Annotated in this window: 1 protein-coding gene; it reads left to right on the top strand. The window is 61.3% G+C overall.

The window, feature by feature from the left end; translation table 11 throughout:
• Positions 1–53: 53 nt before the first annotated feature.
• Positions 54–1,127: an IS630 family transposase gene (locus AB4Z15_RS24930; RefSeq protein ID WP_442019402.1), complete on the top strand. Its 1,074-nt coding sequence runs from the start codon at positions 54–56 to the stop codon at positions 1,125–1,127.

Below are 1,127 nucleotides of genomic sequence, written 5' to 3'. Positions count from 1 at the left end.
CTAGTGCCGCGTGTCTAAAGTAGTTTTATGGTTGGTGTTTGGGAGAATTGGGCATGGCTCATCCTCCCGCTCCTGCTTTGGATATTCGTGATGGCGACTTTGAGGTGTTGTCGCGGTGGTCCCGTTCCTCGGCGATGAGGGCAGGGCTGGTCCAGCGGGCCAGGATCATCTTGATGGCGGCCGAGGGCACACCGAACTCACGTATCGCCCGGGAGGTCGGCGTTTCGGTTCCCACTGTCCTGGCCTGGCGTGGGCGGTACCTGGAACGGGGAATGGCCGGCCTGGAGGACGAGCAGCGTGCCGGCCGGCCGCGGGAGATCGACCGGACGAAAATCATTGCCGCGACCCTGACACCGCCGCCGGCATCGCTGGGGATCACGCACTGGTCTTCCCGGCTGCTGGCGAAGCATCTGAAGACGGACTTTTCCACCGTGGCCAAGACCTGGCGCGAATACGGGGTCAAGCCATGGAAGTCCGAGACGTTCAAGTTCTCCACGGACCCGGAGCTGGAAGCAAAAGTCGTCGATGTGGTCGGGCTCTACCTTGCCCCGCCGGAAAACGCTGTCGTTCTATGCATTGACGAGAAGTCACAGATCCAGGCGTTGGACCGGACAGCGCCCCTGCTGCCCATGCAGATCGGCGTACCGGAGAAACGCACGCACGACTATGTCCGCCACGGCACCACGACCTTATTCGCGGCACTGGACATCGCCACCGGAAACCTCACCGGCCTCTGCAAGCCGGCCCACACCCACAAGGAATTCCTGTCCTTCCTCAAACACGTGGCCCGAACCTACCCAGGCGTGGAACTGCACCTGGTGATGGACAACTACGCCACCCACAAGAAGGCCGAGGTCCGGGCATGGCTGGCAGAGAACCCGCGCATCCATGTCCATTTCACCCCCACGTCCGGGTCCTGGCTGAACATGGTGGAAATCTGGTTCGGCATCATCGAACGCCAGGCCATCCACCGCGGAACGTTCACCTCGGTCACGGACCTGATGCGCAAGATCCGGCAATTCATCACCGGCTGGAACAAACGCAGCCACCCCTTCACCTGGACCAAATCACCCGAAGAAATCCTGGCGAAAGCCAAGCCAAAGACAACTTCAAACACGCGGCACTAG

This window comes from Paenarthrobacter sp. 2TAF44, assembly GCF_052114885.1.
GTDB lineage: Bacteria > Actinomycetota > Actinomycetes > Actinomycetales > Micrococcaceae > Arthrobacter.
The sequence above is the reverse complement of the archived record's forward strand: the minus strand, read 5'-3'. Positions and strand labels throughout refer to the sequence as shown.